Annotated in this window: 14 protein-coding genes; 7 read left to right on the top strand and 7 right to left on the bottom strand. The window is 70.8% G+C overall.

Annotation, left to right across the window (positions count from 1 at the left end; translation table 11 throughout):
* Positions 1-58: 58 nt before the first annotated feature.
* Together acs and ACLJQF_RS39055 are read left to right on the top strand one after the other, a co-directional pair.
* A complete protein-coding gene (gene acs / locus ACLJQF_RS39060; protein WP_410615320.1) occupies positions 59-2041 on the top strand; it encodes an acetate--CoA ligase in 1983 nt (660 codons plus the stop codon).
* Positions 2042-2182: 141 nt separating this feature from the next.
* Positions 2183-2674 carry a DUF6319 family protein gene (locus ACLJQF_RS39055; RefSeq protein ID WP_410615319.1) on the top strand — a complete coding sequence of 164 codons (492 nt, stop codon included), beginning with the start codon at positions 2183-2185 and terminating at the stop codon, positions 2672-2674.
* A gap of 116 nt (positions 2675-2790) precedes the next feature.
* On the opposite strand, the gene ACLJQF_RS39050 is transcribed toward ACLJQF_RS39055, so the two are convergent.
* Positions 2791-3144, bottom strand: a complete 354-nt coding sequence (locus ACLJQF_RS39050) for a cupin domain-containing protein (RefSeq protein ID WP_410615377.1) — start codon at positions 3142-3144, stop codon at positions 2791-2793.
* Positions 3145-3263: 119 nt separating this feature from the next.
* On the opposite strand from ACLJQF_RS39050, the gene ACLJQF_RS39045 reads away from it, so the two are divergent.
* Entirely contained in the window at positions 3264-3992 is a 729-nt protein-coding gene (locus ACLJQF_RS39045; protein ID WP_410615318.1) for a VIT family protein, read from the top strand.
* Here ACLJQF_RS39045 and ACLJQF_RS39040 read toward each other — a convergent pair.
* Positions 3989-5446 carry a peptide MFS transporter gene (locus ACLJQF_RS39040; protein ID WP_410615317.1) on the bottom strand — a complete coding sequence of 486 codons (1458 nt, stop codon included), beginning with the start codon at positions 5444-5446 and terminating at the stop codon, positions 3989-3991. The genes ACLJQF_RS39045 and ACLJQF_RS39040 overlap by 4 nt on opposite strands.
* 121 nt (positions 5447-5567) lie before the next feature.
* Between ACLJQF_RS39040 and nhaA the strand changes: the two genes are divergently transcribed.
* Genes nhaA through ACLJQF_RS39025 form a run of 3 tightly spaced genes read left to right on the top strand, consistent with a single transcriptional unit; the run spans position 5568 to position 8221 of the window.
* Positions 5568-6755 carry a Na+/H+ antiporter NhaA gene (gene nhaA, locus ACLJQF_RS39035; RefSeq protein WP_410615316.1) on the top strand — a complete coding sequence of 396 codons (1188 nt, stop codon included), beginning with the start codon at positions 5568-5570 and terminating at the stop codon, positions 6753-6755.
* 42 nt (positions 6756-6797) lie between these two features.
* A complete protein-coding gene (locus ACLJQF_RS39030; RefSeq protein ID WP_410615315.1) occupies positions 6798-7289 on the top strand; it encodes a phage holin family protein in 492 nt (163 codons plus the stop codon).
* A 5-nt stretch (positions 7290-7294) separates the two neighbouring features.
* Positions 7295-8221, top strand: coding sequence for an alpha/beta fold hydrolase (locus tag ACLJQF_RS39025; RefSeq protein WP_410615314.1), 927 nt, complete (start codon positions 7295-7297; stop codon positions 8219-8221).
* Here ACLJQF_RS39025 and ACLJQF_RS39020 read toward each other — a convergent pair.
* The gene (locus ACLJQF_RS39020) at positions 8208-9296 is read right to left on the bottom strand and encodes an FAD-dependent monooxygenase (RefSeq protein WP_410615313.1); all 1089 of its coding nucleotides are present in this window, start codon (positions 9294-9296) and stop codon (positions 8208-8210) included. The genes ACLJQF_RS39025 and ACLJQF_RS39020 overlap by 14 nt on opposite strands.
* A gap of 109 nt (positions 9297-9405) precedes the next feature.
* Between ACLJQF_RS39020 and ACLJQF_RS39015 the strand changes: the two genes are divergently transcribed.
* Positions 9406-10287 carry a GntR family transcriptional regulator gene (locus tag ACLJQF_RS39015; protein WP_410615312.1) on the top strand — a complete coding sequence of 294 codons (882 nt, stop codon included), beginning with the start codon at positions 9406-9408 and terminating at the stop codon, positions 10285-10287.
* On the opposite strand, the gene ACLJQF_RS39010 is transcribed toward ACLJQF_RS39015, so the two are convergent.
* From ACLJQF_RS39010 to nth, 4 genes are read right to left on the bottom strand one after another with little or no spacing between them, the layout of a single operon-like run.
* Positions 10284-11468, bottom strand: coding sequence for a MarP family serine protease (locus ACLJQF_RS39010; protein WP_410615311.1), 1185 nt, complete (start codon positions 11466-11468; stop codon positions 10284-10286). The two genes, ACLJQF_RS39015 and ACLJQF_RS39010, sit on opposite strands and share 4 nt — an antisense overlap.
* Before the next feature lie 4 nt (positions 11469-11472).
* A complete protein-coding gene (locus ACLJQF_RS39005) occupies positions 11473-12171 on the bottom strand; it encodes an NUDIX hydrolase (protein ID WP_410615310.1) in 699 nt (232 codons plus the stop codon).
* Complete coding sequence (locus tag ACLJQF_RS39000; RefSeq protein WP_410615309.1) at positions 12168-12767, bottom strand: TlpA family protein disulfide reductase; 600 nt, start codon at positions 12765-12767, stop codon at positions 12168-12170. The genes ACLJQF_RS39005 and ACLJQF_RS39000 overlap by 4 nt, the downstream gene beginning before the upstream one ends.
* Positions 12764-13447, bottom strand: coding sequence for an endonuclease III (gene nth / locus ACLJQF_RS38995; protein WP_410615308.1), 684 nt, complete (start codon positions 13445-13447; stop codon positions 12764-12766). The genes ACLJQF_RS39000 and nth overlap by 4 nt, the downstream gene beginning before the upstream one ends.
* Positions 13448-13558 lie beyond the last annotated feature (111 nt).

The raw sequence follows: 13558 nt of genomic DNA, 5'->3' as shown, positions 1-13558 counted from the left end.
AACGTCGCTAGCGTGCCGCTAGCCGTCATGTCGGCGCACTACAGGAGGCCTTGCAACCATGACCGAGCAGTCCCCAGCCCTGGACAACCTGCTCACCGAGAGCCGCACCTTCCCGCCCAGCGACGAATTCGCCGGCCAGGCCAACGCGAAGGCCGACCTCTACGCCGAGGCGGACGCCGATCGCGAAGCGTTCTGGGCCAAGCAGGCCGAGCGGCTCACGTGGGACACGAAGTGGACCACGGTACTGGACTGGACCAATGCACCGTTCGCGAAGTGGTTCGTCGGCGGCAAGCTGAACGTCGCCTACAACTGCGTCGACCGGCACGTCGAGTCCGGCCACGGCGACCAGGTCGCGATCCACTGGGTCGGCGAGCCGGGTGACACCCGGGACGTCACCTACGCCGAGCTGAAGACCGAGGTTTCCAAGGCCGCCAACGCACTCACGTCGCTGGGCGTCACCGCCGGCGACGTCGTGGCGATCCAGCTGCAGATGGTCCCCGAGGCCATCTTCGCGATGCTCGCGTGCGCGCGGATCGGCGCGCTGCACAACGTCGTCTTCGGCGGCTTCTCCCCGACGGCGCTGCGGGCCCGCGTCGACGACGCCGCCGCGAAGGTCGTCATCACCTCCGACGGCCAGTTCCGCCGCGGCAAGGCCGCGCCGATGAAGGCCAATGTCGACGAAGCGCTCGAAGGCGCCGAAACCGTCGAGAAGGTCATCGTCGTGAAGCGCACCGGGGACAAGCTCGAGGGCGACGTCCCGTGGACCGACGGCCGCGACCTCTGGTGGCACGAGCTCGTCGACGGACAGTCCGAAGAGCACACACCCGAGGCGTTCGACAGCGAGCACCCGCTGTTCATCCTCTACACGTCCGGGACGACCGGGAAGCCGAAGGGCATTCTCCACACGTCGGGCGGCTACCTGACGCAGACCGCGTACACGCACCACAACGTCTTCGACCACAAGGCGGGCGAGGACGTCTACTGGTGCACCGCGGACATCGGCTGGATCACCGGCCACAGCTACATCGTCTACGGCCCGCTCGCCAACCGCGTCACGCAGGTCGTCTACGAAGGCACGCCGAACACCCCGCACGAGGGCCGGCACTGGGAGATCGTCCAGAAGCACAAGGTCTCCATCTACTACACCGCGCCGACGCTGATCCGCACGTTCATGAAGTGGGGCGCGGAGATCCCCGAGAAGTACGACCTGTCGTCGCTGCGGGTGCTGGGTTCGGTCGGCGAGCCGATCAACCCCGAGGCGTGGATCTGGTACCGCGAGAACATCGGCGCGGGCAAGGCGCCGATCGTCGACACGTGGTGGCAGACCGAGACCGGCGCGATCATGATCTCGCCCCTGCCGGGCGTCACCTCGACCAAGCCGGGCTCGGCGCAGAAGGCACTGCCGGGCGTCTCCGCGAAGGTCGTCGACGACACCGGCACGGAGGTCCCGCACGGCGGTGGCGGGTACCTGGTGCTCGACAAGCCGTGGCCGTCGATGCTGCGCGGGGTCTGGGGCGACGAGGAGCGCTTCCGGGACACCTACTGGTCGCGGTTCAAGGACCAGGGCTTCTACTTCGCCGGCGACGGCGCGAAGTACGACAACGACGGCGACGTCTGGCTGCTGGGCCGCGTCGACGACGTCATGAACGTGTCCGGCCACCGCATCTCGACGACCGAGGTCGAGTCGGCGCTGGTCTCGCACCCGACGGTGGCCGAGGCCGCGGTCGTCGGCGCGACCGACCCGACCACCGGCCAGGGCATCGTCGCGTTCGTCATCCTGCGCGGCAACGCGGTGGACGGGGGCGACGAGGCCATCCAGGCGCTGCGCAACCACGTCGCCAAGGAGATCGGGCCGATCGCGAAGCCGCGGCAGATCATGGTCGTGCCGGAGCTGCCGAAGACGCGCTCGGGCAAGATCATGCGCCGCCTGCTGCGCGACGTCGCGGAGAACCGGCAGGTCGGCGACGTCACCACGCTGGCCGACTCGTCGGTCATGGACCTGATCTCGTCGGGCCTGAAGTCGGGCAAGTCGGAGGAGTGAGCTAGCGTTCTCCCGTCAGAGCCCTTCCGGCTTCGCGCCGGGAGGGCTCTGCCATGACACCCCATGTGGCACGAGTCGAACGCATGTTCTACGCTGTGCCGCGAACCACACCCACTTCCCGGGCAAGGAGACGACACGACGATGACCGTGGATGTCCTGACGCACGACGAGGAAACGGCCGAGGCCCCGGCTTCGGCTCCGGTTTCGACGCCGGAGGTTTCCAGCGACGAGGCGACCGTCACCGAGTCCGCGTCCCCGGCCTCTCCCTCGGAAGGTTCGGCTGAGCCGGCCGCCGAGGAAGAGGCCCCGAAGCCGAAGCGCGGCCGCCCGAAGGGTGCGGCGGCGGCGTCGACGGCGAAGAAGACCCGCACGGTCGAGCTGATCCTCACGGTCACCGGCACCGCCGACGGCGAGTGGCAGGCCGAACTGAAGAACGGCTCGAAGTGGGTCGCGAAGGGCCTCGAGATCCCGGCCGCGGCGGTGTCGCGGGCGGCGAAGGAGCTGCACAGCGACCTGTCCGGCCCGATCGACGAGGTGATCAACCAGGCCCGCGAGGCGCAGGCCGCGAAGGTCGCCGCGCTGGAGGCCGAGCTCGAGAAGGCCAAGCAGGCCCTCGCCGAGCTGGACGCCTGAGCTTCACTCCAGGAGACGCCCGGGTCCGCTTCCGCGGGGCCGGGCGTTTCCGCTTTCCCGGGGTCGACACGCGTGATTGGAGCGTCGACACGCGTGATTGGAGGGTCGACACGCGCTCAGGCGATCGGTGGGCGCACGGGCAGCGGTGACTTGAACTCGACCCACATCGAGTCCGTCAGGGCCTCGACGTGGTGAGTCACCCCGCGGGGGTGCAGGACCGAATCACCCGGTTCGAGGACGGCCTCGACGCCGTCGACGGCTCCCCGCAGCCGGCCCGACAGGACGTAGCCGATCGAGTCGTGGTCGTGCGCGTGCGGCGGTGACGACACCCCCGCCGGGTAGTGGATCAAGTACGCCAGGCCGCTCGCCGCCGTCTCCAGCAGCCGGAACCGGCCCTCGCCGCCCTGTAGCGGCAGGCCCTCCACCGTGACCAGCGGCTGCCACACCTGCTCTTCCATGCCGTCCATCATGACGCCCGGCGGCTGAGAGTCCACACAGGACCAACTTAGGCAAGGCAGCCGTTATTTAGGGGAGCCTGCCCGGAATGGGAAGTCTCGCCACCATTCCGCGTTCGTGTTTCACTGTTCTCGTGACCGAAACGATCGACGGTGACGCCGTGGGACACGCCCACGAACCGCACCAGGGCGTGGGCGGGAAGCTGAACTGGCTGCGGGCCGGGGTGCTCGGCGCGAACGACGGCATCGTGTCGGTTGCCGGCATCGTCGTCGGCGTCGCCGGGGCGACCACGGAAAGCACCACCATCCTGACCGCCGGAATCGCCGGGCTCGTCGCCGGCGCCTTTTCCATGGCCGGTGGGGAATACGTCTCCGTCAGCACCCAGCGCGACACCGAACAGGCCCTGCTCCGGCTCGAAAAGCAGGAACTCAGGACGATGCCGGAGGCCGAGGAGCGCGAGCTCGCGGAAATCTACGAGGAAAAGGGACTCTCGCCGGACCTGGCGAGCCAGGTCGCCCGCGAACTGACCGAAAAGGACGCCCTGCAGGCGCACGCGGAGGCCGAGCTCGGCATCGATCCGGGCAACCTGACCAGCCCGTGGCAGGCCGCGTGGGCGTCGCTGATCGCCTTCTCCGTCGGCGCGCTGCTGCCGATCCTGTCCATCGCCTGGGCCGGCGTCTCCCTGCGGGTGTGGGCGTGCGCGGCCGCGGTCGTCGTCGGCCTGACGCTGACCGGGTACGTCAGCGCCAGGCTCGGCGACGCGAACGTGGGGCGCGCGATCCTCCGCAACGTCGGCGTCGGCGCCCTCACCATGGTCGTGACCTACTTCGTCGGGGTGATCTTCGGGGTCACCGTGGGCTAATGGACGCCCTTCATCAGCTTGCGGATGAACGGGATGCCCAGGAACAGCAGCACGCCGACGCCGATGGCGACCAAGCCGACCGTGCTGAAGTACGACGCTTCGTCGTCGACGGAGTAGTACGCGGCGAGCTTGCCGGACATCGCGGTGCCGAACGAGATCGACAGGAAGTTCAGCGCCACCATCTGCGTCCGGAACGCCGCCGGCGCGAGTTTCGTCGACAGCGACAGCCCGACCGGCGAGAGGCACAGCTCGGCGATCGTGAACACGAACAGGATGCCGACCATCGCCGGCATCGGGCTCGCGTTCTTGCCGCTGCCCACCATCGGCAGGAACAGCAGGAACGCCGCGCCCATCAGCACCGTGCCGAGGACGAACTTCATCGGCGTCGACGGCTGGCGGTCGCCGAGCTTCGTCCACAACGCCGCGAGGATCGGGGCGAAGACGATGATGAACACCGGGTTGATCGAGTTGACCCAGGACACCGGCAGCTCCCAGCCGAACAGGGTCCGGTTCAGCCGCTGGTCGGTGTAGGCCGCGACGACCGTGAACTGCTGCTGGTACAGCGAGAAGAACACCGCGCTGGCGATGAACATCGGGATGAAGGAGAACACCCGGCTGCGTTCGACGGCGGTGATCTTGCCGCTGGTCAGGATGACGAGGAAGTAGCTCACCGAGATCACGCCGACCACCCACACGACGACGTCGGCGAGGTTGCCCGGGTTGACGACGCCGGTGAGGACCAGCACCGCGATCGCGGCCACCAGCAGCACGGCGGCGCCGATCGCCAGCGCGCGCTGCGACGACGGCAGCGGGTTCGGCACCTCCTTCGCCTTGTCGCCGAGGTTCTTGCGGCCGAACGCGTACTGGGTCAGGCCGAGCGCCATGCCGATCGCGGCGAGGCCGAACCCGAGGTGGAAGCCGACCTCGGTCTGCGCCAGCCCGGTCAGCAGCGGGCCGACGAAGCCGCCGAGGTTGACGCCCATGTAGAAGATCGTGAAGCCGGCGTCGCGCCGTTCGTCGCCCTCGGCGTAGAGCGTGCCGACGATCGCCGTCGCGTTGGACTTCAGCCCGCCGCTGCCGACCGCGACGCACACGAGGCCGACGCCGATGCCGCCCAGGCCCGGCAGCAGGGCCAGGCTGAGGTGGCCGATCATGATCAGCACGGCGCTGTAGAACAGCGTCCGTTCGGAGCCGAGGAGGCGGTCGGCCACCCACGCGCCGATGACGGCCGACAGGTACACCAGGCCGCCGTACGCGCCGACGATGCCGAGCGCGGACTCCTGCGCGAGGCCCAGACCGCCCTGTTCGACCCGGTAGTAGAGGTAGATGGGCAGGATGCCGAGCATCCCGTAGTAGGAGAACCGCTCCCACATCTCGACGCCGAAGAGGTTCGCCAGTCCTCGTGGGTGCCCGAAGAACCTCGTGTCCTGCTGGACCTCGGTTGAGGTGCTCACAACTGTCGTCTTCCTTTGTCCAGGTAGCTTCGTTGTCGATTCGCATGTTAGGAGCCCATCGCGTCACCCACCACCGGCACGACGTGTGGCAGCGTGATCAGCGACCCCAGGAGCCGCCCCGATGACCCGCCCGTTCAGCGAATTCGCCCGCTACCTGCGTACCGAGACGACCGGCGGGTTGATCCTGCTCGGCGCGACGGCGCTCGCGCTGCTTTGGGCCAACTCGCCCCTGCGGGACAGCTACCACGCACTGCGCGACTTCCGGCTCGGCCCGGAGTTCCTGCACCTGAACCTGACGGTCGGTGACTGGGCGAAGGACGGCCTGCTCGCCCTGTTCTTCTTCGTCGCCGGGCTGGAGCTCAAGCGCGAGCTCGTCATCGGCGAGCTGTCCCGGCTCAAGCAGGCGGTGCTGCCGGTCGTCGCCGCGATCGGCGGGATGGCCGTGCCCGCGCTCGTCGCCCTGGCCGTCGGCTGGGGGACGCCGGGGATCGAACGGGCCTGGGCGATCCCGGTCGCCACGGACATCGCGTTCGCTCTCGGCGTACTGGCGCTGACGGCGTCGAACCTGCCGTCGAGCGCGCGGGTCTTCCTGCTTTCCCTGGCCGTGGTGGACGACCTCGGCGCGATCATCGTCATCGCCGTGCTGTTCACGACGGGCTTCGACCTGGTCGCCGTGGCCGTAGCCGTCGGCGCGCTCGCCCTCTACGCATTCCTCCAGCACCGCCGGGTCCGGACGCCGTGGCTGTACGTCCCCCTGGCGCTGGTCACCTGGGTCGCGGTGCATTCGGCGGGCGTCCACGCGACGATCGCCGGTGTCGCGCTGGGCCTGCTCACCCGCGTCCGCCCCGGCGAAGGCGAGGCGGAGGCCCCCGCGCTGCGGCTCGAGCACCGGCTCCAGCCGTGGTCGGCGGCCGTCGCCGTGCCGGCGTTCGCGCTGTTCGCGGCCGGGATCTCGGTCAACGCGGACGCGCTCGGCGCGGTGTTCACGACGGCGTTGCCGCTGGCGGTGCTCGCCGGGCTGCTCGGCGGCAAGGTCGTCGGCATCCTCGGGGCCAGCCTGCTCGCGGTGAAGCTGCGGTTGGCGGAGAAGCCGCGCGGGATGGGCTGGCGGGACCTGGCCGCGTTGTCCGTGCTCGGCGGGGTCGGCTTCACCGTGAGCCTGCTGATCGCGGAGCTCGCGCTGCCGGGGGAAACGAGCGAACTGGCGAAGGCCGCGGTGCTGATCGCGTCGGTGACGGCGTCCCTCCTGGCGGCGGCCTTGCTACTCCGTCGTAGCAAGGTTCATGCGCGAATCTCCGACACACTGTGAGTCCGCCGCGCCCGCATAAAGGACACATGGCACGATGACCCGGTGAGCAGCCCCAAGCACGAACGCATCGGCCCCGACGGCGTGGGGGCCGTGCCTTACCTCCCGCTGTCCTCCGCCACCGACGTCCCCGGCGACCAGTCGATCGGCCGCCTGGTCGGCGACGCGACCCAGCACATCTCCACCCTGGTCAGGGCCGAGATGGAACTGGCGAAGTCCGAGCTGGTCGGCGAGGTGAAGAAGGGCCTCAAGGGGGCCATCTTCTTCCTGATCGCGCTGACGGTCTTCCTGTACAGCACGTTCTTCCTGTTCTTCTTCGCGGCCGAGGGGCTGGCCGAGTGGGTGCGGTACCGCTGGATCGCGTTCGGCATCGTGTTCGTCCTGATGCTGGTCGTCGCGGGCGTGGCCGGGTTCCTCGGCTACCGCAAGGTGAAGAAGTTCAAGGCACCGGAGCGGACCATCGCCAGCGTCAAGGAGACGGCCGCCGCGCTCAAGCCGCAGCGCGCGCCCGAAGCCGGCTTGACCACGCGCGACTGACGTCGTTGCACGCGTCCCCCGACCCGTCGATCGTCCGGCTCGACGGCCCGTGGGTCCACCGCGACGTCTCCGCGAACGGCATCCGCCTGCACGTCGCCGAGCTCGGTGACGGGCCGGTCGTGGTGCTGCTGCACGGGTTCGCCGAGTTCTGGTGGACCTGGCACCACCAGCTGCGGGCACTGGCCGACGCCGGGTTCCGCGCGGTCGCCGTCGACCTGCGCGGCTACGGCGACTCGGACAAGCCGCCCCGCGGCTACGACGCGTGGACGCTGGCCGGTGACGTCGGCGGGCTGATCAAGTCGCTCGGGGCGCGCCGCGCCCACCTCGTCGGGCACGCCTGGGGCGGCATGCTCGCCTGGACGGTCGCGGCGCTGCACCCGCGGCTGGTGTCCTCCGTGACGGCGATCGGCGCGGCGCACCCGCTCGCCCTGCGCTCGGGCGCGGCCCGGCCGTGGCGCGACCAGGGTCGCGCGGCCGGGCACCTCTTCCGCTTCCAGGTGCCGATGGCGCCGGAGAAGTGGCTGGTCAAGGCGGACGCCCAGGCCGTCGCGGACCTGTTCGGCGGCTGGGCCGGCCATCGCTGGCGGTCCACTTCGGACTTCGACGGCAGCGTCCAGGCCTTCCGGCAGGCGATGCTCGTGCCCGGCGTCGCGCACAGCGCGCTCGAGTACTACCGGTGGGCGTTCCGCGCCCAGTTCCGCGGCGAAGGCCGCCGGTTCACCGACGCCGTCGGCACCCGGATCGCGGCGCCGACGCTGCAACTGCACGGCGCCGACGACACCTGCATCCTCCCCGAAACGGCCCTGTCGTCGACGCGCTGGGCGGGCCCGCACGCCGAGCCGGAGATCTGGCCGGACGTCGGGCACTTCCCCCACCTCGAGGTGCCGGACCGCACGTCGGCGGCCCTGGCGGGCTTCCTCAAGCGAGACTGATGGCGTTCTTGGCCCGCTCCACCGACTCCTCCGAGGCCGGTCCTTCGGCATTTTCGCTGGCCAGCGCCTGGTTGAGGTCGACGAAGGGCCGCATCCGCCGTTCGTAAGCCGCGAAGGCCTCATCGTGGCCGGCCCGGCCGAGTTCCTGCGCGAGGACGTACGCGCCGACCAGCGCGAGGCTCGTCCCCTGGCCGGACAGCGCGGAGGCGCAGTAGCCGGCGTCGCCGACCAGCACGACCCGGCCTGCCGACCAGCGCTCCAGGTGGATCTGGGCCATGGCGTCGAAGTAGAAGACGTCCGCCGCGGCCATCGCCTCGAGCAGCTTCGGCACCTTCCAGCCGATCCCCGCCAGCCGCTCGGCGACCAGCCGCTTCTGCTCCGGGACGGTCATGCGCGGCAGCGGGTCCGAGCCGAACCCGAGGGTCACGCGGAGCTCGGTGTTGTCCCGGACCGGGTAGACCGCGCCTCCGGTGTGCTCGTGCCGGAACCAGACCTGCCTGTCCTCGAGGCCGAGGAAGTTGTCCGCCGGGAAGATCGCCAGGTACTGCCCGAGGTGGCGGGTGAAGTCCGCTTCCGGGCCGAAGGCCAGCCGCCGCACCGCCGAGTGCAGGCCGTCCGCCCCGACGACCAGGTCGAACGTCCGGAAGCCGCCGCGCTCGAACTCGACGCGCACTCCGTGGGCCTCTTCGGTCAGGGCGGTGATCGAGTCGCCGAAGACGAACTCGACGCCGGGCGCCTCCAGCAGCATCCCGACGACGTCGTCGCGCAGCACCTCGAAATCGGCGCTGTCGAGCCGTCCGCTGCTGAAGGTGTGCTCCTCCGAGCGGAACAGCTCGTGGCCGTCCCCGTCCACCATGGACATCCCGCGCATCCGGGTCCGCAGCGCGCGCAGCCGATCGCCGAGCCCCAGCTCGTCGACGACGTCGAGCGCGACCCCGCGCACGTCGATCGCCTGGCCGCCGGTGCGCGGGCCGGGCGCCCGCTCCACCACGGTCACCGCCCAGCCCGCGCGCGCCAGGAACCAGGCCAGGGTGCCGCCGGCGACACCGGCGCCGGAGATCAGGACGTTTCGCATTGTTTCCTCCAGAGTCGTACGCTTGTCCGCACACTGTGGAGAACAGCCAGCTCGGAAGCCATTTCTGTACTAGTACAGATGGCTGTCTGTACTAGGTCAGGAGATCGCCGTGAAGTACCTGGCCATCGCCGACGCGCTGCGGGAGCGGATCGCGCGCGGCGAGCTCCCGCCGGGCGCGCGGGTGCCCTCGACCCGGCGGCTCGCGGCCGACCACGGCGTCGCAATGGCGACCGCGGCGAAGGCCCTGGAACGGCTGAGCCAGGAGGGTCTCGTCCGCGCCGAGCCGCGGTCCGGCACGGTCGTCGCCGACCGGGACCGCCGCGGCGGTCAGCGCGGCCTGACCCGCGAGCAGCTCGTGCGGGCCGCCATCGCCATCGCCGACGCCGAAGGCCTCGGCGCGCTGTCCATGCGCGGCGTCGCGGCCCGCCTCGGGGTCGCGGCGATGGCGCCGTACCGGTACGTGCGGGGCAAGGACGAGCTGGTGCTGCTCATGGCCGACGCCGCGTTCGGCGAACGCGGCTACCCCGCCAAGCCGTCCGGCGACTGGCGCGAACGTCTGCTGCTCGGCGGCCGGACCCTCTGGACCCTGTTCAAGCGCCACCCGTGGCTGGCGCAGCTGGGGCCGATCACCCGGCCGCTGCCGCTGCGCAACCTCGGCATGCACGGCGAATGGGCCCTGACGGCGCTGTCCGAACTCGGCGTCGACGCCGCGACGCTGTGCGACCTGCATGTCCTGTTCTTCAGCCACGTCCAGGGCATCGCGATCCACCTCGAACGCGAGCAGCACGCGCTGGCCTCGTCCGGGCTGTCCGAGGAGCAGTGGATGGACCGCCAGCTCCCCTCGATGGGGCCGATGATCACCGGGCGCCCGGTGTTCGCCAAGATGCTCCGCGAACTCGAGGAGACCGGCTACGACCTCGTCCTGGACGACATCTTCGAGTCGGGCCTGCGCGCGCTGCTGGACGGCATCGCGCTGCGGTTCGGGCGTTAGGCCGCGCAGGAGCCGGTGGACACGTTCGTCGACTGCGACGGTGCCGCGTCGACCTCGGCGCGCACCTGCTCGGCCGTGAGCGTGAAGCCGGTCTCCGGGTCCTCCACCGCCGCGCCGAAGACGACGCCGATGACCTTGCCGTCCGGGGTCACCATCGGGCCGCCGGAGTTGCCGCTGCGGATCTCGGCGCGGACCGTGAAGACGTCCCGCTGCACCGTGTTGGCCTCGTAGATGTCCGGGCCGCGCAGGTTGATCCGGCCGCGCACGCGGGCCGGCGTCGCCCGGTACGGGCCGTCGAGCGGATAGCCGAGCACGATGGCGCTGTTGCCCGCCGACGCCGTCTCCGCCGCGAACTGGAGCGGCTCGGCCTTCAGGCGCGGCACCGCGAGCACCGCGATGTCGACCTCCGGGTCGAAGTAGACGACGCGGGCCGGGTAGTCGCCCTGGGTCGTCTCGATGCCGACGGTGTCGGTGCCGGCCACGACGTGCGCGTTCGTCATCACCCGCTGCGGCGCGATCACGAACCCGCTGCCTTCCAGCGACCGCGAGCACGAACTGGCGGTGCCGCGGATCTTGACGACGCTGCCGTGCAGGTCCTGGACGATCCCGCTGCGCTGGAGCGCGGGGTCCGGCGGCGAGGTGTCCGCCGTCGGCGCCTTCTGGAACGGGTCCACGATGGAGGGGAAGCCGGACGCGTCGAGCAGCTTGCGCAGCTGGCTCGGGAAGCCCTGAGCGGCTTCCGGCATGGCCTCGTTGACCTTGCCGAGCACCACCGAGCCGTTGATCGCCTTGGCCAGCCCGGGCAGGCCGGACACGGTCGTCAGCGGCGTCGCGATCAGCCACGCCACCACGAACACGACCAGGGCCTGCACGACCGCGCCGAGCGTCTTGTCGATGCCGGAGAGCTTGTCCGGGTTGATCTTCTGCCGCAGCCGGCGGCCGACGTAGACGCCGATCGCCTCGCCGAAGGCGACCAGGAAGACCACCGTCGCGACGGCGAAGGCGACCTTCCAGACCGGGTCGTCGAAGAACGCGACCACGACCGGCGCGAGCTTGATCCCGGCGATCGCGCCGAGCACGACGCCGACGAGCGACGGCAGCGCGATGAGCACGCCCTGGTACGCGCCGGACACCGCTGCCAGCACGGCGAGCAGCAGTACCAGCACATCGACCCAGTTCACCGCGTCAGTCCTTTCCTGCGAGCCGCGCCTGGAACGCCGCGAGCGCCTCGTCGAGGTCCCGGACGTCGCCCGCGTCCCATTCGCGCTCCCAGCCTCCCAGGTTCAGGAGGACGGACAGCAACCCGGCAGTGAACCCCCACACGAACAGGCCGCCGACCTCGAAGGCCGGCCCCTTCCACGGCATGCCGGCCTTCTTGACCGTGAACCGGTTGGCCGGGTCGACCAGGTCGGCGATGGCGACGCGCGCGACGGACGCCGTCTCGCCCGGGTCGACCGCGTGCACCGGCGACGGTTCCGCCCAGTGCGCCAGCACCGGCGTCACGGCGAACCCGGACACCGGGACGAACAGTTCCGGCAGCACCGCGACCGGCCGGACGCCGGAGGGGACCACGCCGGTCTCTTCTTCGGCCTCGCGCAGCGCGGTGCCGATCGGGCCGCCGTCGCCGTCCTCGGCGCCGCCGCCGGGGAACGAGACCTGCCCGGCGTGCGAGCCCAGCGTGTCGGCGCGGCGCTGCAAGAGGACGTCCGGCTCGCCGTCGGCTTCCCGCTCACCGAAGAGGATGAGCACCGCGGCGGGGCGGGTGTAGGCGTCTTCGGGCGGGCTGAACCGCGTGAACGTCTTCGAATCGACCTCGGCGCTCACCTTGACCAGCGGCCGGAGCCACTCGGGAACCGACTCCGGTTCGACCAGTGGTCCGATCACGATGCCCCCTCGACTGCCGCGCGCACCTGGTCAGTGTTCCCGAAGGTCGGCGGGTTCGCGATGAACCGGACCTCGCCGGTCGCGGTGACCAAGTAGGACGCCGGTAGCCGCGGCGGCACCTTCAGCGCGGTCCGGACCGGGCCGGTCTGCCCGTTGCCGTCGTATACCGACGGCAGGTGCACGCCCAGCTTCGCCAGCAGGTCCAGGCCGTCCTTCGCCGGGCTCTGCACCTGGACGCCGAGGACGCGCACGGCGCCCGGCTGCTTCGCGTACTCCTGGAGCACGGGCAGCTCGGTCCGGCACGGCTCGCACCACGACGCCCACACGTTGACCAGCACCGGAGCACCGGCGAGGGCCTTGCCGACGTCGACGTTCGCGCCGTCGCCGAGGCAGTCCGCCGTGATGCCTTCGAGCTGCTTCACCGGCCGCGCCGACGCGGGCGCCGGGCACGGCTGGAGCGCCGCCGCGGACCGGGCGGACCCGAGGTCGCCGGCCGGCTTCGCGGCGGTGTCGGCGCCCCCGCGCGGCAGCAACGCGACGATCAAGGCCACCGCCAGCACGGCGGCGGCCAGTGCCCACTTGGTGACTCTTGTCACCGGGGCGCCGCCAGCGCCAGGATGTGGTCCTTTTCGACGCCTTTGACCAGCTTCGCGGCTTCGTCGAACCCGGTCGGGCCGGTGCCGTACGACGGGCAGTCCCTGGCCAGCGGGCAGGCGCCGCAGGCCGGCTTCTTGGCGTGGCAGACGCGCCGGCCGTGGAAGATCACCCGGTGCGAGAGCATCGTCCACTCCTTGCGGGGGATCAGCTCGCCGACCACGTGCTCGACCTTGACCGGGTCCTCCTCCGCCGTCCAGCCCCAGCGCCGGACCAGGCGGCCGAAGTGGGTGTCGACGGTGATGCCCGGCACGTCGAAGGCGTTGCCGAGGACGACGTTGGCGGTCTTGCGGCCGACGCCGGGCAGGGTGACCAGGTCTTCGAGCTTGCCCGGGACTTCGCCGTCGAAGCGCTCGACCAGCGCCGCACCCAGGCCCATCACGGAGTTCGCCTTGGCCCGGTAGAAGCCGGTGCTCCGGAGGTACTCCTCCAGTTCGGTGCGGTCGGCGCCGGCGTAGTCGGCGGCGGTCCGGTAGCGCTTGAACAGCGCGGGCGTGACGAGGTTCACCCGGACGTCGGTGGTCTGCGCGGACAGCACGACCGCGACCAGCAGTTCCAGTGGCGTGGTGAAGTCGAGCTCGCAGTGGGCGTCCGGATACACGTCGTCGAGGCAACGCTTCATCCGCCTGGCGCGTCTCACCAGAGCTAACCGGCTTTCACCAGCGCCCTCACGGGGGGCGTTCGTGGTGGCAGGTGGCACCCCGATAGCCTACGGGCGCCGTCGGACGAGCCG

Source organism: Amycolatopsis sp. lyj-109 (assembly GCF_046548995.1).
In the GTDB taxonomy this organism is placed as follows: domain Bacteria; phylum Actinomycetota; class Actinomycetes; order Mycobacteriales; family Pseudonocardiaceae; genus Amycolatopsis.
This window is presented reverse-complemented; position numbering and strand designations above follow the sequence as displayed.

Excerpts from the sequence above, each read along its gene's own strand:
- ACLJQF_RS39050 (WP_410615377.1), bottom strand. The coding sequence starts at position 3,144 with ATGATGGACGGCATGGAAGAGCAGGTGTGGCAGCCGCTGGTCACGGTG.
- ACLJQF_RS39020 (WP_410615313.1), bottom strand. The coding sequence starts at position 9,296 with ATGCGAAACGTCCTGATCTCCGGCGCCGGTGTCGCCGGCGGCACCCTG.
- ACLJQF_RS39055 (WP_410615319.1), top strand. The coding sequence starts at position 2,183 with ATGACCGTGGATGTCCTGACGCACGACGAGGAAACGGCCGAGGCCCCG.
- acs (WP_410615320.1), top strand. The coding sequence starts at position 59 with ATGACCGAGCAGTCCCCAGCCCTGGACAACCTGCTCACCGAGAGCCGC.
- nth (WP_410615308.1), bottom strand. The coding sequence starts at position 13,447 with ATGAAGCGTTGCCTCGACGACGTGTATCCGGACGCCCACTGCGAGCTC.
- nhaA (WP_410615316.1), top strand. The coding sequence starts at position 5,568 with ATGACCCGCCCGTTCAGCGAATTCGCCCGCTACCTGCGTACCGAGACG.